Origin of the sequence: Neobacillus dielmonensis, from assembly GCF_000612665.1 — a bacterium.
Classification (GTDB): Bacteria; Bacillota; Bacilli; order Bacillales; family Cytobacillaceae; genus Neobacillus; species Neobacillus dielmonensis.
Map to the genome: position 1 here is coordinate 1 of NZ_HG942080.1, position 21,911 is coordinate 21,911.

General features: G+C 41.7%; 20 protein-coding genes, 1 tRNA gene and 1 other RNA gene. 1 reads left to right on the forward strand and 21 read right to left on the reverse strand.

Annotated features, from left to right (window positions below; translation table 11 throughout):
* Positions 1-59: 59 nt before the first annotated feature.
* The 14 genes from ssrA to BN2425_RS19235 all read right to left on the reverse strand — a co-directional run bounded on the left by ssrA (position 60) and on the right by BN2425_RS19235 (position 14,008).
* Positions 60-419, reverse strand: a transfer-messenger RNA (tmRNA) gene (gene ssrA, locus BN2425_RS19170).
* Between the two features lie 165 nt (positions 420-584).
* A complete protein-coding gene (gene smpB, locus BN2425_RS19175; protein ID WP_042462879.1) occupies positions 585-1,052 on the reverse strand; it encodes an SsrA-binding protein SmpB in 468 nt (155 codons plus the stop codon).
* Positions 1,053-1,143: 91 nt separating this feature from the next.
* Complete coding sequence (gene rnr / locus BN2425_RS19180) at positions 1,144-3,444, reverse strand: ribonuclease R (protein WP_042463078.1); 2,301 nt, start codon at positions 3,442-3,444, stop codon at positions 1,144-1,146.
* 69 nt (positions 3,445-3,513) lie between these two features.
* Positions 3,514-4,260, reverse strand: coding sequence for an alpha/beta hydrolase (locus tag BN2425_RS19185; RefSeq protein WP_042462882.1), 747 nt, complete (start codon positions 4,258-4,260; stop codon positions 3,514-3,516).
* A 160-nt stretch (positions 4,261-4,420) separates the two neighbouring features.
* Positions 4,421-4,654 carry a preprotein translocase subunit SecG gene (secG, locus tag BN2425_RS19190; protein WP_042462885.1) on the reverse strand — a complete coding sequence of 78 codons (234 nt, stop codon included), beginning with the start codon at positions 4,652-4,654 and terminating at the stop codon, positions 4,421-4,423.
* A gap of 378 nt (positions 4,655-5,032) precedes the next feature.
* Positions 5,033-6,331, reverse strand: coding sequence for a phosphopyruvate hydratase (gene eno / locus BN2425_RS19195; RefSeq protein WP_042462887.1), 1,299 nt, complete (start codon positions 6,329-6,331; stop codon positions 5,033-5,035).
* Between the two features lie 32 nt (positions 6,332-6,363).
* Positions 6,364-7,899 (reverse strand): 2,3-bisphosphoglycerate-independent phosphoglycerate mutase, encoded by a 1,536-nt coding sequence (gene gpmI, locus BN2425_RS19200; RefSeq protein ID WP_042462890.1) that lies wholly within the window; start codon positions 7,897-7,899, stop codon positions 6,364-6,366.
* A complete protein-coding gene (gene tpiA / locus BN2425_RS19205) occupies positions 7,892-8,653 on the reverse strand; it encodes a triose-phosphate isomerase (RefSeq protein ID WP_042462893.1) in 762 nt (253 codons plus the stop codon). Before tpiA ends, gpmI begins: the two co-directional genes overlap by 8 nt.
* A gap of 25 nt (positions 8,654-8,678) precedes the next feature.
* A complete protein-coding gene (locus tag BN2425_RS19210) occupies positions 8,679-9,863 on the reverse strand; it encodes a phosphoglycerate kinase (RefSeq protein ID WP_042462896.1) in 1,185 nt (394 codons plus the stop codon).
* Positions 9,864-9,973: 110 nt separating this feature from the next.
* The gene (gene gap / locus BN2425_RS19215; protein WP_042462899.1) at positions 9,974-10,981 is read right to left on the reverse strand and encodes a type I glyceraldehyde-3-phosphate dehydrogenase; all 1,008 of its coding nucleotides are present in this window, start codon (positions 10,979-10,981) and stop codon (positions 9,974-9,976) included.
* Positions 10,982-11,062: 81 nt separating this feature from the next.
* Positions 11,063-12,085: a sugar-binding transcriptional regulator gene (locus BN2425_RS19220; protein WP_042462901.1), complete on the reverse strand. Its 1,023-nt coding sequence runs from the start codon at positions 12,083-12,085 to the stop codon at positions 11,063-11,065.
* Positions 12,086-12,217: 132 nt separating this feature from the next.
* A complete protein-coding gene (locus BN2425_RS19225; protein ID WP_406603207.1) occupies positions 12,218-12,475 on the reverse strand; it encodes a glutaredoxin family protein in 258 nt (85 codons plus the stop codon).
* 25 nt (positions 12,476-12,500) lie between these two features.
* On the reverse strand, positions 12,501-13,823 hold the full coding sequence (rpoN, locus tag BN2425_RS19230) for an RNA polymerase factor sigma-54 (protein ID WP_042462904.1): 1,323 nt from the start codon (positions 13,821-13,823) through the stop codon (positions 12,501-12,503).
* A 113-nt stretch (positions 13,824-13,936) separates the two neighbouring features.
* A tRNA-Arg gene (locus tag BN2425_RS19235) sits at positions 13,937-14,008 on the reverse strand.
* A gap of 205 nt (positions 14,009-14,213) precedes the next feature.
* Between BN2425_RS19235 and clpP the strand changes: the two genes are divergently transcribed.
* Positions 14,214-14,810: an ATP-dependent Clp endopeptidase proteolytic subunit ClpP gene (gene clpP / locus BN2425_RS19240; RefSeq protein WP_042462907.1), complete on the forward strand. Its 597-nt coding sequence runs from the start codon at positions 14,214-14,216 to the stop codon at positions 14,808-14,810.
* A gap of 51 nt (positions 14,811-14,861) precedes the next feature.
* Here clpP and BN2425_RS19245 read toward each other — a convergent pair whose 3' ends face one another.
* The 7 genes from BN2425_RS19245 to BN2425_RS19275 form a co-directional block, all read right to left on the reverse strand.
* Positions 14,862-15,119 (reverse strand): HPr family phosphocarrier protein, encoded by a 258-nt coding sequence (locus BN2425_RS19245; protein ID WP_042462910.1) that lies wholly within the window; start codon positions 15,117-15,119, stop codon positions 14,862-14,864.
* Between the two features lie 60 nt (positions 15,120-15,179).
* Complete coding sequence (gene whiA / locus BN2425_RS19250) at positions 15,180-16,130, reverse strand: DNA-binding protein WhiA (protein ID WP_042462913.1); 951 nt, start codon at positions 16,128-16,130, stop codon at positions 15,180-15,182.
* A 136-nt stretch (positions 16,131-16,266) separates the two neighbouring features.
* Positions 16,267-17,250, reverse strand: coding sequence for a gluconeogenesis factor YvcK family protein (locus BN2425_RS19255; RefSeq protein ID WP_042462915.1), 984 nt, complete (start codon positions 17,248-17,250; stop codon positions 16,267-16,269).
* Positions 17,247-18,140 (reverse strand): RNase adapter RapZ, encoded by an 894-nt coding sequence (gene rapZ / locus BN2425_RS19260; protein WP_042462917.1) that lies wholly within the window; start codon positions 18,138-18,140, stop codon positions 17,247-17,249. Before rapZ ends, BN2425_RS19255 begins: the two co-directional genes overlap by 4 nt.
* A gap of 43 nt (positions 18,141-18,183) precedes the next feature.
* Positions 18,184-18,642 carry an NUDIX hydrolase gene (locus BN2425_RS19265; RefSeq protein ID WP_042462920.1) on the reverse strand — a complete coding sequence of 153 codons (459 nt, stop codon included), beginning with the start codon at positions 18,640-18,642 and terminating at the stop codon, positions 18,184-18,186.
* 442 nt (positions 18,643-19,084) lie between these two features.
* Positions 19,085-20,035 carry a thioredoxin-disulfide reductase gene (gene trxB / locus BN2425_RS19270; RefSeq protein ID WP_042462922.1) on the reverse strand — a complete coding sequence of 317 codons (951 nt, stop codon included), beginning with the start codon at positions 20,033-20,035 and terminating at the stop codon, positions 19,085-19,087.
* A gap of 120 nt (positions 20,036-20,155) precedes the next feature.
* Positions 20,156-21,646 carry a tetratricopeptide repeat protein gene (locus BN2425_RS19275; RefSeq protein ID WP_042462924.1) on the reverse strand — a complete coding sequence of 497 codons (1,491 nt, stop codon included), beginning with the start codon at positions 21,644-21,646 and terminating at the stop codon, positions 20,156-20,158.
* Between the last annotated feature and the right edge of the window lie 265 nt (positions 21,647-21,911).

Consider the following 21,911-nt stretch of genomic DNA (forward strand, 5'->3'; position numbering starts at 1 on the left):
TGCTGGGCGCACATAAAAAAGGCTAGCAATAATGCTAGCCTTTGTAATCCACCTATGTATGGTGGAGACGGTGGGAATCGAACCCACGTCCAAAGATATCGGCACTTAAGCTTCTACGAGTGTAGTCGATATATTGGCGCTTCGCTGAGCCTTTTGCCTATCGACAGGCGGCCGGACAGCTAGTCTGGTTGTTCTCTTCCTTCATCCTCAGACGGTGGAATCCGGCGTAGCCTGCTAAGAGTGAGTCCGCTACCCTACCACACAGGCGATGGAGGGGCGAACAGCCTAAGCGCTATTAAGCAGCGAAAGCTAAGTTATTGTTAGTTTTGCCAGTTATTGGCTTTGGCGTTTTAACGAGGCCGACCCCCTCGACTCGCAACCTAAGCTCGAACTACCCCTGTCGAATCCGTAGCGTCCCCATATAAAATGTGCTGAATGATATCAGCTAGACGTTTAGGAAACTGGCAAGTTTGTCTGAGCAAAAGATTGTGTCGCAACTTGGCGACAAACTTATTATAACACACTTTAAGCATTTTTCAATTGTAAGTAACTGTAAATAAAATGGAAATCAACTACAGTACTGACTACATCTTCTGTCGCTCGCGGAAGGCACGCTCAATTTCCCGCTTCGCTTCTTTCCTCTTCAAATCTTCCCGTTTATCATAATTCTTTTTCCCTTTTGCCAATCCAATCAAAACTTTGCAATATCCATTTTTAAGATAAAGCTTTAGCGGAATGATCGCAAAACCTGCTTCTTTCGAATCACCAACCAGTTTCATGATTTCCTTTTTATGAAGCAACAGCTTGCGTGTTCGTAATGGGTCATGATTATAACGGTTTCCCTGTTCATAAGGGCTGACATGCATGCCAAAAATTACGGCTTCACCGTTTTGTATTCTTACATAGGAATCTTTTAAGTTCACGCGTCCGGCACGAATTGACTTAATTTCGGTTCCTTGCAGCACGAGACCAGCCTCATAGGTTTCTTCGATAAAATAATCATGGTACGCCTTTTTATTTTGGGCAACTGTTTTCCCTTCACCTTTTGGCATTGTTTTTCACCTCATATCTATGGCTTTTATTTTAACAGAATAGACAATCCCAGACAATGAAAAGAGAGCCGTCTGGTTCGGCCCTCTTCTATCACCGTTTCTTCTTCTTTCGTTTTGTGCTTTTGTTAACCGGGACATTTTCATAATGCTTCCGTTTCTTTTTCGGTTTAGCGTTTGGACTTCCTCCGAACTCTTGCCGTCCGTTTCGTTCCCCCTGCTTATTGCGCCGCGGTTTATGGGTATCACTTCCGGTTTTAAACACCTTTGGAGCCGCTGGCCGTTCACGACGGGGAGTCCCCTTCATGCCGACAATTTCAAAGTCAATCGATCGTTCGTCCTTATTGACATTGACGACCCGGACGGTAATTTCATCGCCGATCCGGAATACCTTCCCGGTCCGTTCGCCAATCATCGCGTAATGATGTTCATCAAAACGATAATAATCATCTGTCATATAGCTGACATGCACAAGACCTTCAATGGTGTTTTGCAGTTCGACGAACATGCCGAAGTTAGTAACGGAACTAATAATACCGTCAAACTCCTCACCAATTTTATCAAGCATGAACTCTGCTTTTTTGAGCTCATCGGTTTCCCGCTCGGCGTCGACAGCCCTGCGTTCCATTTTTGATGAGTGTTCGGCAATATCCGGCAGTTGTGCATCCCACTTTTGTCTTGTCGCCTCATCTACCTTACCCTCAATCAAATAAGTGCGAATCAACCGATGTACGATCGTATCCGGATAGCGGCGGATCGGTGATGTGAAGTGAGTGTAAAACTGGGTAGATAAACCAAAGTGTCCCAGGCTTTCAGGATAATATTTTGCCTGCTGCATCGAACGCAGCATGACAGTGGATACAACCATTTCCTCCGGCTTTCCTTGCACCTCTTCAATAATTTCTTGCAATGCCCGTGGATGAACGTTGTTCGCGGTTCCTTTCACAATATAGCCGAAGTTGGTAATAAACTCGAAAAATTTTCTAAGTTTGTCCTCCTTCGGGTCCTCGTGAATCCGGTAAATAAATGGAACATCCATCCAGTGAAAGTGTTCAGCCACCGTTTCATTGGCTGCCAGCATGAATTCCTCAATCAATCGCTCGGCAACGGACCGCTCACGGAGAACCACATCAGTCGGTTTTCCTTCTTCATCAACTAAGACCTTTGATTCTTTAAAATCAAAATCAATCGCACCACGAGTCATCCGTTTATTGCGGAGAATCCCCGCAAGTTCCTCCATTAATTCAAACATTGGAACAAGCGATTCATATCGTTTCCGCGTCTCTTCATCTTTTTCGACTAGAATTAGATTAACGTCATGATAGGTCATCCGTTCCGTTGTCTTGATCACACTTTGAAAAATTTCGTTGGAGACCACGTGACCAGCTGAGTCAATTTCCATTTCGCAGGATAACACTAGCCGGTCTACCTTAGGATTAAGCGAACAAATCCCATTGGATAATCGGTGTGGTATCATCGGGATTACTCGGTCTACTAAATAAACGCTGGTTGCCCTGTCTGCAGCCTCCCGGTCGATTGGTGTCCCTTCTTTTACATAATAGCTAACATCCGCTATATGAACCCCAAGCTTATAATTTCCATTTTCTAATTTGGTTACTGTAACGGCGTCATCCAGATCCTTTGCATCGGCTCCGTCAATTGTCACAATCACTTCATTTCGCAAGTCCCGCCGATTAGACAGTTCACTTTCATCAATTGTGTCAGGCGTTTCATTAGCCTGCTGGAGAACTTCGTCCGGAAACGCCATGGGAAGACCATGCTTATGTATTACCGAAAGAATATCCACACCTGGGTCGTTTTTATGGCCAAGGATGTTTACAACTTCCCCCTCCGCACTTTTCCTTCCCTCTGGATAGGCGGTCAGTTCGACAACCACCTTGTGTCCTTCCACTGCCCCTTTGGAAGCAGCTTTTGGAATAAAGATATCACTTGTAAACTTTTTATCATCCGGAATGACAAAGCCAAAATTTTTACTTTCTACATAAGTCCCAACGATTTGCTTTATACCTCTTTCGACAATCCGAATAACGCTGCCTTCACGGCGCTGCCCGGAAGTTTCTGATGAAACCCGAACTAAAACGATATCACCGTGCATAGCATTGTTAATTTCAGTCGGTGGTATAAAAATATCATCCATTCCTGGTTCATCTGGTATGACAAAGGCAAACCCTTTGGCATGTCCGGTTAATTTACCGCGAATTAAGTTCATCTTTTGCGGCAAACCATAACGGTTCGCTCTTGTGCGAACGACAAGCCCTTTTTCCTCCATTTGGACAAGCGCTTTAACAAACTCTTTAAAATCAGCGGAATCCTCAATGCCGAATGCTTCTTCGAGCTCTTGAACGGTCAGCGGCTTATAAGCCTCATCCTTCATGTAATGTAAAAGCTTATCAATATGATTTTGGATCTGATCCAAATGCTATCCCTCCTTATTAAGGAATTTTTAATCGTGCCAATCGAGCTTTTCTAAAAAGTCGTATACATCCTTATGCAGCTGCTCTTTCTCTTTATCCAATGTGATAACGTGGCTGGACTCTTCGTACCATTTTATTTGCTTTATCTCAGATTCAATACTGTTATAAATAATATTGGCACTTTCGGTATTGATCATTTTGTCGTGGCGTGCTTGGACTACAAACGTTGGGGCATAGATCATGTCTACATTATCCCTGACATCTGCGATCAATTCTTGTAGTGTTTTCAAGGTATTCATCGGAGTCTTTTTAAACTCATTCATCTCTAATTCAATTTGTTCCTCCGATTTTCCTTCTCGTTTTTTAAACTCGCGGGCATATTCCAGCACGCCTTCATACATAATCTTTTCGCTTTTTATATGCATCGGGGCACACATCGGTACAATTCCTTTTATAGGTACAGTGTATCCCAATTTCAAAGAAAATACCCCGCCTAGGGAAAGTCCGGCGACCGCAATTTCTTCATGACCTTTATTTTTTAAAAAATTGTATCCAGTTAATACGTCTTGCCACCAATCTTCAGGACCGGTATGAACCAGTTCTTCTGGTGGAACACCATGGCCTTTATAATGGGGCGCGTGGCAGGTGTAGCCTTTCTTTTCGAGGAAACGCCCGAGCATTCGAACATCTGATGAGTTGCCAGTAAAGCCATGAAGCAACAAGACCGCACGCTTCCCACCTTCAAATGTAAATGGTTTTGGTAATGCTATTTTCATGATGTAAAACTCCTTTAGTACAATCAGTTTCTATTTTAGTTTAAGCATTACAGGGGTGAACATTCCACCAAAAAGGCTTGGCAAGAACAACTCGTCCTCTAGCTTCTAGGTCTTAGGAACAAAAAAAACCTGGCTTATTTTTGCCAGGTTTCCTTTGCATTTAAATCTGGAAATACGTTACTCCTAGAGCAAGCAGGAAGAATAGTACAGATAGAACGACTGTGATACGATGCAGAATTAAATCAATTCCACGCGCTTTTTGCTTGCCAAAAAGGGTTTCAGCACCACCGGAAATGGCACCAGATAAACCAGCGCTTTTACCTGATTGAAGTAAAACGACCGCAATAAGGGCAATACTAACAATAATCAATAGAACTACTAAAAATGTATGCATAAGGCCACCTCCTGTAATACGTACATGCTCAATTATTTTAAATTTATCATATTATCGTGTTTTTCACAATAGAAGCATTGTGACAGCTTTTGGCATTGTTTCCCCTTATCTAAGACCAGAGGCTGTCTCTCCCTTTCCTACTTTCCACGATAAAAACGAACTACTCCTTTAAAATAAGACTCTGTCAAATTTGGCCGTTGATTCCGCCCCTGCCGCTTAAGCGTTCCCACGGGCGGGCCGGGGAGCCTGTTCGGCGATGAGAGCGCCTGTGGGGTCTCCCGATCCAATCAACAGAAATTAAATATCAACATGATCGGTTAACAGAACCTAAAATAAAAAGGCATCCATTTATTCATGGATGCCTTTTATCAATTGAAATTAACGGCTTAAGTTATAGAAAGATTTGATACCGTTAAATTGAGCAGTTTCACCTAATTGATCTTCGATGCGAAGCAATTGGTTGTATTTTGCAACACGGTCTGTACGAGATGGTGCACCTGTTTTGATTTGGCCAGCGTTTGTAGCAACAGCGATATCAGCTATTGTTGCATCTTCTGTTTCACCAGAACGGTGAGAAACAACTGCTGTGTAGCCAGCGCGTTTTGCCATTTCAATCGCATCAAAAGTTTCTGTAAGAGTACCGATTTGGTTAACTTTAATAAGAATGGAGTTAGCAATACCTTTTTCGATACCTTCAGCAAGCTTTTTGGTGTTTGTTACGAACAAGTCGTCACCAACCAATTGAACTTTTTTGCCAAGACGCTCAGTTAAAAGCTTGTGGCCTTCCCAGTCGTTTTCATCTAAACCGTCTTCAATGGAGATGATTGGGTATTTGGAAACAAGCTCTTCATACCACGCAACCATTTCTTCAGAAGTCAAGACTTTGCCTTCGCCATCAAGATGGTACTTGCCGTCTTCTTTGTTGTAAAGTTCAGAAGAAGCAACGTCCATTGCCAATCTTACTTCCTCACCTGGCTTGTAACCAGCTTTTTCAATGGCTTCGATGATTGTTTGTAATGCTTCTTCGTTTGAACCAAGGTTTGGAGCAAAGCCACCCTCGTCACCTACAGCTGTATTTAGACCTTTGCCTTTAAGAACGGTACGTAGGTTGTGGAAAATTTCAGCACCCATACGAAGTGCTTCTTTAAAGTTTGGTGCGCCAACAGGCATAATCATGAATTCTTGAATATCCACGTTGTTGTCAGCGTGAGCACCGCCATTAACGATGTTCATCATTGGCACTGGAAGCTGTTTCGCATTGAAGCCGCCAAGGTATTGATATAAAGGAACATCTAGGTAGTTTGCTGCTGCATGAGCAACTGCAAGAGATACACCTAGGATGGCGTTAGCACCTAATTTACCTTTGTTTTCAGTTCCATCAAGCTCAATCATCGCTTTATCGATAGAAACCTGATCTAAAACACTGAAACCTTCACCAATCAATTTTGGTGCAATAATTTCATTTACGTTATCTACTGCTTTTTGTACGCCTTTTCCAAGATAACGGCTTTTGTCACCATCACGAAGTTCCACTGCCTCGTATTCACCAGTAGAAGCACCACTTGGTACTAATGCGCGTCCAAAAGCGCCTGATTCAGTGAAAACTTCTACTTCAACAGTAGGGTTACCGCGGGAATCTAATACTTCACGAGCATAAACATCAACAATATATGGCATTGTAAAATCTCTCCTTATTTTTAAAAATAAATTTATTTTTTAATAATTGATTTTCCAGTCATTTCAGCAGGTTGCTGAACATTTAACAGCTCCAACATGGTTGGGGCCAAGTCACCTAAAATACCGCCGTCACGTAATTCAACGCCTTGCTTCGTCACGATCACCGGTACAGGGTTTGTGGTGTGGGCGGTCATTGGGTCGCCTTCAAGTGTAACCACTTCATCAGCGTTACCATGGTCAGCCGTAATGATAGCTGCTCCGCCTTTTTCAAGAATTAAATCAACCACTTTTCCTAAGCATTCGTCAACAGCCTCAATTGCTTTGATCGTTGGTTCAAGCTTACCTGAATGCCCAACCATATCTGGGTTAGCGAAGTTAAGGATAATCGCGTCAAACCTATCAGCACTGATTTCTTTTGTCAAAGCTTCCGTTACTTCATAAACACTCATTTCCGGTTTAAGGTCATAGGTAGCAACCTTCGGTGAGTTGATTAAAATCCGTTCCTCACCAGGGAATTTCGCTTCACGACCGCCGCTCATGAAGAAGGTAACGTGCGGATACTTTTCCGTTTCTGCGATTCGTAATTGCTTCAAATTATTTTGTGCCAACACTTCACCCAAAGTATTATCCAAGTTAGTTGGTTTAAATGCAACATACCCGTCAACTGATTCGCTGAAGTGGGTTAAGCAGACAAAATATAGATCATTAGGATGCTTTGGCCCTCGGTCAAATGAACGGAAGTCCTTGTTCGTAAATGTATTTGAAATCTGAATCGCCCGGTCCGGACGGAAGTTATAGAAGATGACCGCATCGTTATCTTGGATGGTGGCAACCGGCTGGCCGTCTTCCTTAGTGATTACCGAAGGAATGACGAATTCATCAAAGATTCCATGAGAGTAAGAGTCCTCGACCAATTGCAATGGATCGGTATAGGTTGGTCCCTCGCCGTATACCATGGCGCGGTATGATTTTTCAACACGTTCCCAACGCTTGTCACGATCCATCGAATAGTAACGTCCGGAAATGGTTGCGAATTCGCCGATTCCATACTCCTTCATTTTGTCCAATGTCTCCTGAATGTATGTCGGTGCTGTTTTCGGACCGACATCACGTCCATCTAAGAACGCATGAATATAAACTTTTTCAACGCCCTCTGCTTTCGCAAGCTTAAGCAGGGCAAACATATGGTTAATATGGCTATGTACGCCGCCATCAGATAACAAACCAAATAAATGCAGGGCTGTGCCATTTTTCTTTACATGGTTCATAGCGCCAAGGAAGGTTTCATTTTGAACAAACTCACCTTCTCGAATCGAAATGTTTACGCGGGTTAAGCTTTGGTAAACAATTCGTCCGGCGCCGATATTTAAATGGCCAACCTCAGAGTTACCCATTTGTCCTTCTGGAAGACCCACTGCTTCACCACTGGCAGTTAAATGAGTGTGTGGGAAGTTATCCCATAACCGGTCAAAGTTTGGTTTTTTTGCCTGGGCAACCGCGTTCCCTTTTACTTCATCCCTGCATCCAAAACCATCAAGAATGATAAGGGCTACTGGAGCTTTACTCATATTGGCCCGCCTCCAGCAATTTTAAAAATGATTGTGGATCAAGGCTGGCACCGCCGACTAAAGCACCGTCGATATCTGGCTGCGCCATGTATTCTTTAATATTTTCTGGCTTCACGCTGCCACCGTATTGAATGCGAACGGCATTTGCCACATCTTCAGAAAACTCTTTAGAAACAACCTGGCGAATGTGAGCACAAACCTCATTCGCATCTGCAGATGTAGAAGATTTACCTGTTCCAATTGCCCAGATAGGCTCATAAGCAATAACTGTTTGTTTCACTTGGTCTTCTGTTAAGCCTTGTAACGCTTTGGCTACTTGATCACCAACTAATTGATTGGTCTCACCATTTTCACGCTGTTCAAGGGTTTCACCACAGCATACAATTGGAGTTAGATTGTATTTAAATGCGGCATGTACTTTTTTGTTAACGGATTCGTCTGTTTCATTAAACATTTCCCGGCGCTCAGAATGGCCAATAATAACATACTGAACTCCAAGATCAGCAAGTGCTTTCGGGCTAATTTCACCTGTAAACGCACCGCTTTCCTCAAAGTGCATGTTTTGGGCTCCAACTTTTACTTCGCTGCTTTCGGTTACTTCTTGCAAGCTTTGTAAAAATAAAGCAGGAGCGCAAATAACCGAGTCCATCTTGTCTGTAGCAGGTACAAGACCTTTTACTTCCTCAGCAAAACTTTTTGCTTCTGAAAGCGTCTTGTTCATTTTCCAGTTACCTGCAATGATTGGTTTACGCATACTGGAACATCCTTTCTTGATTAACTTACTTATCGTTTAATGCCACAACACCTGGCAGCGCTTTGCCTTCCATAAACTCTAAGGAAGCGCCTCCGCCTGTAGAAATGTGGCTCATTTTATCTGCTAAGCCAAACTTTTCAACAGCTGCAGCTGAATCACCGCCGCCAATAACTGAGTATGTGCCATTAGCATCTGCAAGTGCTTGGGCAACCGCTTTGGTACCTTCAGCAAACGTATCGATTTCAAATACTCCCATTGGCCCATTCCAGATGACAAGTTTTGAATTTTGAATGACATCACGATAAATTTCACGAGTCTTTGGACCAATATCAAGTGCTTCCCAATCTGCTGGAATCTCTTCGATGCTGACAACTTTTGTATTTGCGTCCGCGGAGAAATCGTCTGCTACCACAACATCAACCGGCATATAGAAATTGACACCCTTTTCTTTTGCCTTAGCCATGAATGAATTAGCCAAATCAATTTTGTCTTCTTCCAGCAAGGATTTACCGATTTCGTGTCCTTGTGCCTTAATAAAGGTATAGGCAAGTCCACCGCCGATAATCAAATTATCCACTAATTCTAAAAGATTTTCGATGACGCCAATTTTGTCTTTTACTTTTGCCCCGCCAATAATCGCTGTAAATGGACGTTCTGGATTGGATAGAGCTTTTCCTAAAACATCTAGTTCCTTTTCCATTAACAAGCCAGATACTGCTGGAAGGTGATGCGCAATGCCTTCCGTTGAAGCATGTGCACGGTGTGCTGCACCAAAGGCATCGTTCACATAAACATCTGCAAGTTCAGCGAATGACTGGGCAAGCTCAGGGTCGTTCTTTTCCTCACCAGGATAGAAGCGGACGTTTTCTAATAGTAAAACATCGCCTTCGTTTAATGTGTCAATTAATGCTTTTACAGAATCCCCATAGGCTTCGTCAGCTTTTTTAACTTCTTTTCCAAGCAATTCAGAAAGCCTTGCAGCGACTGGAGTCAACCGCATTTCCTCAACCACTTTTCCTTTTGGACGTCCAAGGTGGCTGGCAAGAAGAACTTTTGCTCCTTGTTCGGTTAGATACTGAATCGTTGGCAGCGCAGCACGGATTCGGGTATCGTCGGTGATTTTTCCATCCTGCATTGGTACGTTAAAATCCACTCGGCAAAAAACGCATTTACCCTTTACATCGATATCTTTTACAGATTTTTTATTCATCGACATGGTCCTCCTATACTTTTCATAAAAAAAGGAGTGGGGGAATTCTCCCCACTCCCCGTTGGAAACACCGTATAACAGTTTGCTTTTGGAACTTTAACCCCTAAGAATTAAAGTCCTTTTGAAGCGATATAATCAACTAGGTCAACTACACGGTTAGAGTAGCCAACTTCGTTATCGTACCAAGATAATACTTTTACCATGTTGCCTTCAAGAACCATTGTAGATAATCCATCAACAGTTGAAGAAACAGTAGCACCGTTATAATCGCTAGATACTAATGGAAGATCACTGAAAGCAAGAATTCCTTTTAGTGGACCTTCAGCTGCTGCTTTTAATGCAGAGTTTACTTCTTCAACAGTAACATCTTTTTCTAATTCAGCAACTAAATCAACGATAGAAACGTTAGGAGTTGGTACACGCATTGCCATACCATTTAATTTACCTTTAAGTTCAGGTAAAACAAGTGCAACTGCTTTTGCAGCACCAGTTGAAGTTGGGATCATGTTTTCAGCTGCTGCACGCGCACGACGGTAGTCCTTATGTGGCAAATCAAGGATTTGTTGGTCATTAGTGTAGGAGTGAACAGTTGTCATCATACCGCGTTTGATACCAAAAGTATCGTTTAATACTTTTGCAAATGGAGCCAAGCAGTTTGTAGTACAAGAAGCGTTAGATAATACATGATGGTTAGCTGCATCGTATTTGTCTTCGTTAACACCCATAACGATTGTGATGTCTTCGTTAGTTGCTGGAGCAGAGATGATAACTTTCTTAGCACCTGCTTCAAGGTGTTTTGCTGCATCTTCACGCTTTGTAAAACGGCCAGTAGACTCAACTACTACATCAACGCCAAGGTCGCCCCAGCCTAGTTGTGCAGGATCGCGTTCAGCGATAACTTTTACTTTTTTACCGCCAACTACTAAATATTCGCCATCAACAGTTACGTCCTCTGAAAGAGTTCCGTGAACTGTGTCATATTTTAAAAGATGCGCAAGCATTTTTGCGTCTGTTAAGTCGTTGATTGCCACGATTTCGATGTTGCTGTTATTCAGCGCTGCACGAAATACGTTACGTCCAATACGTCCAAAACCATTAATACCAACTTTTACTGCCATGATTATTTCCTCCTTATGTGCGTGGATATTTTTTATAAAAAGGGTGACCCTTTTTTAAACCTGCATTCGGGTGATTAGCTGTTATCCTTTTAACAGCCTTTGTGCAGCACCTTCATCGGTAATTAAAATCGATGATTTTGGTGCTTGTTTCATATAAGCTCTAATTGCCTTTGCTTTAGATGCCCCTCCAGCTACGGCAATAACATTGGGAATCGATATAAGATTTTCCAGTTGTAATCCAATGGTCAGGACTTTATGAACAATCTCGCCCTGCTCATTAAAATAGTAGCCGAATGCTTCCCCGACTGCCTTCCCGGCTTTTAAGTTTTCTAAAATCTCGGGACTGGATTTTCTCCGTTCAGCCATTGTCATAGCATTCCCAATACCGTGTACAACTATGTTGGCAGAATGAATTAGCTTTAACACTTCATGGATGCCTGGTTCACGGATTAAAGACTCGTAGATATTGGGACTGACCTGGTCAGGCACATAAAAAACACGATGTTTTGCATGGGAGTTTTCTGCCATTTTGGAACAAATCGTATTCGCTTGATTCTGAACATCCTCGCCTACTCCGCCGCGTGCCGGAACAAATAGTATTTCCTTATCGTTTGCTTCAGGAGATAACCTTTCGGCAACCGCAGCCATGGTGGAACCACCAGTTACAGCGATGATATTTTTTCCTATAAAAAGCTTTTTCATGCATACTGCGCAGGCCTTGCCAAGCTCACTCTTTACCATAGGCGATTCATCACTGTCACCCGGTACAATAATGACCTTTTTTATGCCAAGTCGATGTTTCAATTCCATTTCTAGTACATCAAAACCTTTAAGCTCCCGCATTAGCTCTTCAAGATCCTCTAGTAAATTTTTCCCCTCAGAGGTTAAACTCATTCCTACATTATTGCTATAAATAAGATTGTGATCTTTGAGGAATTCTACCTCCGTGCGAAGAACTCTTTCCGTTAGACCAAGGCTAGAAGCTAGGCTTCTTCGACCCACCGGCTGCATAAAACCTATGTATCGTAGTATCGAGTATCTTTTTTGCAGGACCTGAAGGAAATCTGGTAATAATCTTTTCGCAATGTCAATGAATGATTGCACGATAGCCTTCTCCTTTATAATATGCTGTTGGTCAAAAAATGTCCACCATAGACATATTATGTCCCACGTAATCTAAAAAAAATCACCCCGACTACGAATTTCATTGTAGCAGTAGTGATAACCAAATTCAACCTATAAGTCTGAGAAATTTTCTTGTAAGCGAATTCTTATGTCGAATTTGTTAACTTGCCCAAATGCGGCTTGTTCTCCATCGATATAGACGACTGGTATCATTAAGCCAAACCGTTCCGTTAATTCATCGTCTTCGTATATATCAATTTCCTTTAGTTCGAACGGGAATTCCTTATTCAGTTCGGCAAGCACGGCTTTCGCCTTATCGCAGAGTGGGCAGCTTTTTCTAGTATATAGTGTGATTGTAATTGGTAACATGTTTCTTCCTTTCTTGTTACTCGAGTTATTTAAATCTTTTTCTTTTAGAGGAAGAAGGTATCCCAAGTTGTTCACGGTATTTGGCAACTGTCCGCCTTGAGACATCCATCCGTTGTTCCTCTTTTAATTTCTCCATTATATCCTGGTCGGACATGGGTTTTTCCTTATTCTCATTGTCAATGATTTGACGGATCAGATTTTTCACATGTGTGGATGAAATGCTATCTTCCTGATCCACGGATTGAATGGTGCTTGTAAAAAACGTCTTTAATGGATAGGTGCCTGTCGGTGTTTGAACATATTTTTCCCTAACCGTTCTGCTGACAGTTGATTCATGAATATCAAGATCAGTCGCTATTTCTTTCATTGTCATCGGCACTAAAAAGGTTGCCCCTTTTTGAAAGAAGCCTGGTTGTTTTTCAACAATCTTCATCACAACCCTCAATAAAGTTTCTTTTCTTTGTTCGATGCTTTTGACAATCCATTGATACTCCTGAACCTTTTCTTGCAAAAATGAGTTTACCTGCTGGTCTTTGTTATAAAACTGTTTATAGTAGGAATCATTGAAAGTAATTTTGGGTAGTAATTCATCCAATAATCGGATAACCAGCCCCGCCTCAGTTTGATCCACGATCACATCAGGAACAACATAAGCAGCTGTTTCCTTTACTAATGATGCCCCCGGTTTGGGGTTTAACAGTTGAATTTGGTCAAATACATCTTGAATTTCTTTTAATGTGACCCCAAGCTCCTTGGAAATCTGTTTCCACTTCCGTTCGGCAAACTGGAGAAAGTATCCTTGAAGAATGGTTAATGCCATTTTATTATCAGGATCCTTCTTTTTTATTTGCAGAGTGAGACATTCTTGAAGACTTCTCGCCCCAATTCCAGCTGGTTCCAGTGTTTGAATTAGCCTTAAGCCCGCTTCTACAAACTCATAGCTGACAGAAAGCTTATCTGCAATGAGATGTAAATCCCCAGTAAAGTAACCGTTTTCATCCAGATGTTGTATTAAGTACCGAATAATTTTTATTTGTACGGTTGATTTGAATTTCATATCTATTTGAGAAATGAGTTGTTCTTCAAGGGAAGACGACTGATCGGCAATTTGTTCAATCCAATTCTTCTCCATCTTTTGAGGTTTTCTCCGCTGCCGATCGATTAGGGGATTCACCGGCTGGACGGTAACGTTTTCCAGGTGAATGAGCGGGTTTTCAAGTGACTTATTTTCTAAAAATGCTGTAAGTTCCTCAACGGAATACTGCAATAAGGCAATGGCTTGTGACAGCTCATGCGTCATCGACAGCTTAGTAGTTTGCTGCTGCCATAAACTTGCTTTAAACTGCATCCCAATCCCCCCTTAAAAATTATTTTACATGAAAGAGGGATTTTCGGGAACGGCATTCGAATAAAACGGCAAAATAAAAACCTCATGTTTCGATGAACATGAGGCTTTTATTACGCCCTCGTCAGGACTCGAACCCGAATTTCAAGAACCGGAATCTTGCGTGCTATCCATTGCACCACGAGGGCTTATCATTAACGACTTAATTATTATATGATATCCCTTTGAGTTTTGCAAGTGGTTTTTAGGTTTTAAATTAAAACGGATTGGATATGCTGAATGAGGGAAAGTTGTCGAACAAAATGAGAGTCGAAATGTTTGACCTTTATTGACCATCAGTGTATGATAACAATACAGAAGATTTTACCTTTTCAAATCAAAGGAGGAAGAAGAATGAATTTGATTCCTACAGTCATTGAACAAACGAATCGCGGTGAAAGAGCGTATGACATTTATTCCCGCCTTTTAAAAGACCGGATTATTTTGCTCGGCAGTGCTATTGATGACAATGTTTCCAACAGCATTGTAGCGCAATTATTATTCCTAGAAGCCGAAAACCCAGAAAAAGATATTACGCTTTACATTAATAGCCCAGGCGGAAGCATTACTGCCGGAATGGCGATTTATGATACTATGCAATACATTAAACCAAATGTATCGACTGTATGCCTTGGGATGGCTGCTTCCATGGGAGCCTTCTTACTTGCAGCTGGCGAAAAAGGCAAGCGTTATGCCCTTCCAAATGCTGAAGTAATGATTCACCAGCCTCTTGGCGGCGCACAAGGTCAAGCTACTGAAATTGAAATTGCGGCCAAGCGAATTCTTTTCCTTCGCGAAAAATTAAATGGTATTCTTGCAGAACGTACTGGCCAACCGCTTGAAGTGCTTCAAAAAGACACTGATCGTGATAATTTCATGACAGCAGAAAGAGCAAAAGAATATGGCCTAATTGATCATATTATATCCCGAAACACTTTAGATAAGAAATAAGACGAAAAGCAATCCCCCTTGGAGGATTGCTTTTTTAGTCTTGTCATTTTTTTATTGCTCTTTTTCAATAAAATTAGTTAAGACTTGGAGTGCATCTTCTTCATCTGAGCCATCAGCAATAATATTGATGGCCACCCCTGAACCGACCGCCAGGCTCATTAACCCCATAATACTTTTGGCATTGACTTTTTTGCCGTCCTTTTCTAAAAAAATATCAGATGAGAATCTGTTTGCTTCTTGTACAAATAATGCTGCTGGACGGGCCTGCAGCCCCGTTTTTAACTTTACTGTTGCTTCTTTTACCACCATTTTTAAATTCCTCCTCATTTAGGTATACCTTTTCTATTTCTATAAAAATAATATCTCGCATTATTTTATGGAGTGGATATCCCCCATACGCAATTTTTCTGCAATTTCATCAATTTTGCGCAAGCGATGATTAATACCCGATTTGCTGATTGTCCCTCCGGACACCATCTCACCCAGTTCCTTTAACGTTACATCCGTATAATTTAATCGTAGTTCAGCAATCTCCCGCAATTTGTCAGGCAATATTTGCAAACCTACCGTTTGATCAATAAACCGGATGTTTTCCACCTGCCTAAGGGAGGCACCAATCGTTTTATTTAAATTGGCCGTTTCACAATTGACAAGCCGGTTGACCGAATTGCGCATATCTCTGACAATCCGAACATCTTCAAAACGAAGCAGGGCATTATGGGCGCCGATAATGTTTAAAAACTCAGTGATTTTTTCTGCTTCCTTCAAATAAGTAATATAGCCTTTTTTCCGCTCCAATGTTTTACTGTTGAGTCCAAATTTGTTCATCAACTCACATAGAGAATCATTATGTTCCTTATACATCGATGCAATTTCTAAATGATAAGAGGAAGTTTCCGGGTTATTGACAGACCCTCCCGCAAGAAAAGCCCCCCGTAAATAAGAACGCTTACAACACTTTTTCTTTATGAGTTCCTCCGCAATATGATGGATGAACGTAAAATGTTCCCCAATAATCATGGTATCTTCCAGAATTTCCTTGGCGCGTTCAGTCAATCGGACTATATATACATTATTTTTCTTCAGCTTCATTTTTTTACGAACGAGAAGCTCTACTTGCACTTGATAGCTTTTCTTGATTAATGTATAAATTCTTCTGGCAATCGCAGCATTTTCCGTTTGAATATCCACGACGACTTTACGATTAGAAAAGGAAAGGGAACCGTTCATCCTGATTAACGCGGAAAGTTCAGACCGAATACAGCATGGCTTCACTTCCAAGTTTGTTAATTCCTTTTTAGTTTCTGAAGCGAAAGACATCCCCTAACCTCCTTTAACAACAAATACTATTGCACGTACGACTTGAATCTGCTGCCAGTTCCAAGTCGATAGATGCAGCGGCCGATTTGGCTGCTTTTATTATAACATTGAATGAATAAAAACAATTACAGCTTATCTACGCTTTATATCGCCTTTTGGTTTCAGCTATCAGCAAATTATATAAAATTTCTGCGACTTTTTTGGGATCATGACGCAATGCACCGTCCTCTAAGTCAGCGATGTCTGCATGGACAACTTCAATTCCAAGCTCCGACAATTGTGGCAGATCATAATGAACAGGATAAGCTAATTCTTCATTATACCGCAGCTGGACATCCTCAGGAATTTCCTTATTGTTTACTAATATCGTATGAATAAAAGCGCGGCTCATATGGTCATACAGCGCCTTCACATGGTCGCTAGCGGTATACCCAAGTGTCTCACCTGCTTGTGTCATTAAATTGCAGATATAGACCTTTTTAGCATGTGAACGGCAAACTTCATCCCCTAATCTTGGAACAAGCAAATTGGGCATAATGCTGGTATACAGGCTTCCAGGTCCAATGACAATCATATCTGCCTGGCGAATGGCTTGGATCGTTTCTGGGAGCGGCCGAATATTGTTTGGAGTCATAAACACTCGTTTTATTTTTTTCCCTGAGTAAGGTATTTTTGATTCTCCCGAAATAACCGTGCCATCTTCCATTTCAGCATGCAATACCACATTCTGATTAGCCGCAGGCAGGACTTTCCCTCTGACATTTAACACCTTGCTCATCTCCTGGATAGCATGAACAAAGTCTCCCGTAATGGAGGTCATCGCCGCTAGAATCAAATTCCCCAGCGAATGCCCGGAAAGCTCATTAGAGGTGTTAAACCGGTGCTGAAACATTTCCTCAACAAGTGGTTCAACATCGGAAAGTGCTGCTAGCACATTACGGACGTCACCTGGCGGAGGGATATGCAGGTCCTCACGAATTCTGCCTGAACTGCCGCCATCATCGGCTACTGTGACAATAGCCGTGATATCCACTGGGTATTGCTTCAAACCACGCAGTAATACTGGCAGGCCTGTTCCCCCGCCAATGACGACAATTCTTGGCTGGCCATAATCTCTCATGTTGACTTTTCCTTTCTCCTCTCAATGTCACGGTGTGATACCACTGTTTTATAATCTTTTTGGAAATATCGGCCAATATATTCAGCTAAGGCTACTGAACGATGTTGGCCGCCCGTACAGCCTACGGCAATCACTAACTGGGATTTTCCTTCCCGCTTATAATGCGGCAGCATAAAGCTAAGCAAATCCGTTACCTTTTCCAAGAACTTAGTGGTTTCATTCCATTTCAAGACATAGCTTGATACTTCTTGATCCAGCCCTGTTTTCGGCCGCATATGCTCGATATAATAGGGGTTTGGCAAAAAACGCACATCAAACACGAGATCCGCATCAATCGGAATACCATGTTTAAAACCAAAAGACATGACATTGACAGTAAATATTAAATGGCTGTTCGCCGTAAATTCAGATAATATTTTCTCACGTAATTCCCGCGGTTTCATCTGGGAAGTGTTGTAAATAGTTTGTGCTCGGCCCTTAAGCTCCTCTAACAGCTCTCTTTCTGCCGTAATCCCTTCAAGGGGTGAACCCGCTTTGGCAAGTGGATGGGAGCGTCTGGTTTCTTTATATCTTCTTACTAATGTGGCATCATCCGCGTCTAAGAACAAAATCTGCGGTGTAACCCAGGAAGTTTCGGCTAAGTCATCTAATGCTTTAAATAGGTGGTCAAAAAACTCCCTGCCCCTCAGGTCCATTACAAGTGCCACTTTATTCATTTTATTCCCTGATTCCTTCATAAGTTCTAGGAATTTCGGCAGTAATGTAGGAGGCAAATTATCCACACAAAAGAATCCTAAATCTTCAAAGCTTTGTATGGCTACTGTTTTTCCAGCTCCGGACATTCCAGTAATGATGACCATTTGAATATCACTTGTCGAACCGGTACTCATGTTTATTCCCCCTGTATTTTAGCTTGGACAGTTATTCCATCTATTAGCTTGGATCTAAACGATAACCAATTAGGTCAAAATCCTTTGTATAGGTAAAGGTACCATAGATCATTCCTTTACCATGGATCATGTAGTCGATTATATGATAGTCACCTGCTGCCATAGGCAATCCTTTTATTTGTTCAATCGGATGCCACTCTAATTTTCCTTCGTCCGATTCGTCTAAGTCAATCCCATCGGAATCAGTTGCCATAAACGTAAACATCATCCATTCTGAAAGAAGTTCATCGCCTTCTTTCATAATGAAAGTAAAAACCCCTTTTAATTGAGGGTTTTTCAGATAAATTCCGGTTTCCTCACGAAATTCCCGAATACAGGAATCACGGACTGATTCCCCGGGCTCCATTTTCCCGCCTGGTGCCGACCACCATCCACGGCGCGGCTTTTGGAGTAATAGTATCTTATTCTCTTTAATTAATACACAATTGGTGACCCGCTGCATGTTAACACCTTCTTTATAAAGCGTAAGCGCCTTGCTTAGGGCAGCATAAGATAGTAAATTACAGAGTCCCTGGGCGCTGAGGTTCGTATGAAATATCCTGATATAACAACCTACTTATTCATTTCATTATACTATTTTTAGGAAACTGCTACAATGAATACAAAATTGACTTTTCTGTTTATTTTATAAAATGGGTATGGTTTTGGTAAGTAATTAATTCTCCAAAAAATATGTAACGTAGTTGTTAAGGGGCTGCCGAAACAAAAAGAGAGCACAGGCTGCTGGTCCTGTGCGGAAAAGGTCTATATTTTAAAGGGGGTCAATATCTATAATCATAAACTATCTTTGTTTCACTACTGTTACATTTGGGTGAAGAAACAATTACTTTTTTGTAAATTGCCCTTTACCATTTTCCATTAGCCCCTTTTACTGCTGGCTAAACTTACTTTTTAAGCTTTATTTCCTCTTTAAGCTCTTCTACAAAGTGCTGGGCGCTTTGGGCAGCAATACTGCCGTCTCCTGTTGCCGTTACGATCTGACGAAGTGTTTTTTCCCGAATATCGCCGGCAGCGAAAATACCAGGTACTTTTGTCTCCATCCGGTCATTCGTCTCAATATAGCCATTCCCGTTGGTAATTCCCAAGTTTTCAAATGGTTTAGACAGTGGAACCATTCCAACATACACAAAGACACCGTCAGCTGGCAATGTTTGCTCGCTGCCATCCTTTGTTGATACAAGTGTCACGCTGCCCACTTTCCCATCTTTTTCATTAATCGATTTAACGGTATGACTCCAAATGAAGTCCACCTTTTCATTGGCAAACGCACGGTCTTGCAGAATTTTTTGGGCCCGAAGCTGATCACGACGGTGGACAATCGTTACCTGTGAAGCAAACCGAGTTAAATAAACCCCCTCTTCAACTGCTGAGTCCCCTCCTCCAATAACGAAAAGCCGTTTCTGTTTGAAGAAGGCCCCGTCACATACAGCACAATAAGAAACTCCACGGCCGCCTAGCTCTTTTTCCCCTGGGACACCAAGCTTTTTATATTCTGCACCAGTGGTAATGATGACAGAGTATGCTTTGTATTGTTTTGAACCGGCATTGACGACTTTATAGTCACCGTGGTCAGTTATTTCTTTAATATCGCCATAAGCGTATTCAGCACCAAATTTTTTCGCATGCTCGAACATTTTTGTGGATAATTCCGGGCCTAAGATGCTTTCAAAGCCAGGATAGTTTTCCACATCCTCGGTATTGGCCATTTGGCCACCCGGCATTCCCCGTTCAATCATGAGTGTTGAAAGATTTGCACGTGATGTATATACAGCTGCGGTCATGCCTGCAGGGCCGGCCCCGGCAATAATGACGTCATAAATTTTTTCTTCAGACATCGTTTTCACTCCTTATATAAAAAAAACGATTAAGTATAGTATTCCCTACTTAATCGTATTAAACAATCCATTTATAGTCCAACAAAGTGCTCAAAAGAAAGCGTACGCACTTGGTCAACATTAGTCTAATAATTCATTTACCAGTTTAACATATTTTCCAATTGTAGCTGTTGATATTCCGTAACGATTGGCCAATTCTTGCTGCGATACCTTTTCACTTCGCAGGCGATGCCATACATATTCCACAGCACCGGCCCATGCCTGCTTATTGGATAGTTTTATATCTGCTTTAAACCCTTCAACAAACACAGAAAACCACATTAAATACAAGCCAGACTCTACCGCCCCGATCGGCTGATGGTTTTCGTAAAATAACTCTGCCACAGCCTGGGCATCAGCTGTTACCGATTGTTTACCTGACCGTATCAGTGAAATATACTCTTTTTCCAAGTGAGTAAGTTTCTGATTTTGACTAAGCCGTTTAGATGTGATGATATCGTCTTTATTATTCGACACAGTGGTTAGGAACAAAGCAAACAAGCGTTCCTCCACATAGTCACTTTCTAATTTTTGATAGATGGAACCGGTTAAATCCTCAAACCCGTTGGCCGATTCGACTTTTTCATTCCACGGCTCTTGTCCTTCTTTATCCGGATTTAGTTCAAGCAACAGTTTCCATATATTTTTCGCAAAATTTTTATGACCTGTGTAATAGGCTGCGTAAGAAAGCCAATAATAAAAGGGAGCATCGGCATCAAAGTTACTTTTATATAATTTCTTCAACCAAAAGTAAGCAACTTCATATTCGCCGACAAGGGCAAAGGTTGTTCCTAATTTATACTGATGCTCACTATTCAGCGGCTGAACTTTTTTCAAAGGTTCTAGCATTTCTGATACATAGTTATGCTGATTTTGATAATGGGCAAATACCATTTTGTTGCAGAGTGCATGAAGGTTGCCCGGATTCAGCTTCAGAACTTGATTAAGAATGTCATCTGCTTTTTCAGCTTTCCCTAAGTAAAAATAGGCAAGAGCCAAATTGTTGTAAGCTGACCAATATTCCGGATATTCTTTAATGACGTCCTTTAATAGCTCGATAGCTTTGCTAAAATAGCCAGATTCGAGTAGTTCGCGGGCCTGCTCCTGCATGGTAATAAGGTCGTCCTGCTCGTAGTATTCTTCTTCAAGATCTTCCGATTCCAACATGAGCAGCTCCAGTAACTCCTCAGCATCATCCGCAAAATCCCCATCCGGATCCATTTGCAAGTATAGCTGAGCATGGTGATAAGCATCTTTAAAATACCCCAAGTGGGCATAGTTGTTTGCTAAGAAGTAGTGGCATTCTACTAGTCCAGGATCAAGATCTTCAAGGATGACATGCAGAAGACGGTTGGAATGTTCAAATTCGCCAAGTTCTGTTGAGACAATTGCTAACTGGCAGGCAATCATCGGTTCTCCTGGCTCAAGCTGCATTGCCCGGCCAAGGTATTTCTTTGCCTTTTGGAAATCACGCCGATGGTATGCCTTTATTCCCTTTTTAAAATAATATTCACCTGTAGGCACAAATGAAAGTATTTTTCCGTTATGAACTGCTTTTGCGTTTTTACCCATGAAGTCCTCCACTAACCATTAATAACCTATGTAGTATAACACAAGAAGTGCCCGTACGAGAAGGAATTAGAGTTGGCTAGGATGGAAAAATTAGCAATTAGGGTCTATAAGCAAGGCCTGGTCCTGGCAAGCCATAGTTTTCTATTCTTCTTAGGTTGGATGTACTTTTTATTACCATTTTTCTTATTAATTGTTCTTTATACAATACAGTATTTTATTTACCGGCGATTCCGACCAGTTTACCGGCAAAGTTCACAAATTTATC

Coding starts and splice junctions, on each gene's coding strand:
- smpB (WP_042462879.1), bottom strand. CDS start 1,052: ATGCCAAAAGGTGAAGGGAAAACAGTTGCCCAAAATAAAAAGGCGTAC.
- rnr (WP_042463078.1), bottom strand. CDS start 3,444: ATGAAGGATGAGGCTTATAAGCCGCTGACCGTTCAAGAGCTCGAAGAA.
- BN2425_RS19185 (WP_042462882.1), bottom strand. CDS start 4,260: ATGAAAATAGCATTACCAAAACCATTTACATTTGAAGGTGGGAAGCGT.
- secG (WP_042462885.1), bottom strand. CDS start 4,654: ATGCATACATTTTTAGTAGTTCTATTGATTATTGTTAGTATTGCCCTT.
- eno (WP_042462887.1), bottom strand. CDS start 6,331: ATGCCATATATTGTTGATGTTTATGCTCGTGAAGTATTAGATTCCCGC.
- gpmI (WP_042462890.1), bottom strand. CDS start 7,899: ATGAGTAAAGCTCCAGTAGCCCTTATCATTCTTGATGGTTTTGGATGC.
- tpiA (WP_042462893.1), bottom strand. CDS start 8,653: ATGCGTAAACCAATCATTGCAGGTAACTGGAAAATGAACAAGACGCTT.
- BN2425_RS19210 (WP_042462896.1), bottom strand. CDS start 9,863: ATGAATAAAAAATCTGTAAAAGATATCGATGTAAAGGGTAAATGCGTT.
- gap (WP_042462899.1), bottom strand. CDS start 10,981: ATGGCAGTAAAAGTTGGTATTAATGGTTTTGGACGTATTGGACGTAAC.
- BN2425_RS19225 (WP_406603207.1), bottom strand. CDS start 12,475: ATGTTACCAATTACAATCACACTATATACTAGAAAAAGCTGCCCACTC.
- rpoN (WP_042462904.1), bottom strand. CDS start 13,823: ATGCAGTTTAAAGCAAGTTTATGGCAGCAGCAAACTACTAAGCTGTCG.
- clpP (WP_042462907.1), top strand. CDS start 14,214: ATGAATTTGATTCCTACAGTCATTGAACAAACGAATCGCGGTGAAAGA.
- BN2425_RS19245 (WP_042462910.1), bottom strand. CDS start 15,119: ATGGTGGTAAAAGAAGCAACAGTAAAGTTAAAAACGGGGCTGCAGGCC.
- whiA (WP_042462913.1), bottom strand. CDS start 16,130: ATGTCTTTCGCTTCAGAAACTAAAAAGGAATTAACAAACTTGGAAGTG.
- BN2425_RS19255 (WP_042462915.1), bottom strand. CDS start 17,250: ATGAGAGATTATGGCCAGCCAAGAATTGTCGTCATTGGCGGGGGAACA.
- rapZ (WP_042462917.1), bottom strand. CDS start 18,140: ATGAGTACCGGTTCGACAAGTGATATTCAAATGGTCATCATTACTGGA.
- BN2425_RS19265 (WP_042462920.1), bottom strand. CDS start 18,642: ATGCAGCGGGTCACCAATTGTGTATTAATTAAAGAGAATAAGATACTA.
- trxB (WP_042462922.1), bottom strand. CDS start 20,035: ATGTCTGAAGAAAAAATTTATGACGTCATTATTGCCGGGGCCGGCCCT.
- BN2425_RS19275 (WP_042462924.1), bottom strand. CDS start 21,646: ATGGGTAAAAACGCAAAAGCAGTTCATAACGGAAAAATACTTTCATTT.